The 255-nt window shown below is 51.4% G+C and carries 2 tRNA genes; both read left to right on the top strand.

The annotated features are described in order from the left end of the window. Positions 1-40: 40 nt before the first annotated feature. Positions 41-122: transfer RNA gene (locus tag M3225_RS29310), tRNA-Leu, on the top strand. A gap of 23 nt (positions 123-145) precedes the next feature. After that, positions 146-220: transfer RNA gene (locus M3225_RS29305), tRNA-Gly, on the top strand. Positions 221-255: the final 35 nt, after the last annotated feature.

Here is a 255-nt window from a genome sequence, read left to right as displayed (position 1 = left end):
AAGGTTCGAGTCCTTCATGGCTCACCATTTATATTCACACGCGGGTGTGGCGGAATTGGCAGACGCGCTAGACTTAGGATCTAGTGTCTTACGACGTGGGGGTTCAAGTCCCTTCACCCGCATCTTTCATTAATTTCATATATGTGCGGAAGTAGTTCAGTGGTAGAACACCACCTTGCCAAGGTGGGGGTCGCGAGTTCGAACCTCGTCTTCCGCTCCACATATATAAGTCCTGCCGGGGTGGTGGAATTGGCA

It is taken from the genome of Priestia aryabhattai (genome assembly GCF_023715685.1).
Taxonomy (GTDB): Bacteria; Bacillota; Bacilli; order Bacillales; family Bacillaceae_H; genus Priestia; species Priestia aryabhattai_B.
The sequence above is the reverse complement of the archived record's forward strand: the minus strand, read 5'-3'. Positions and strand labels throughout refer to the sequence as shown.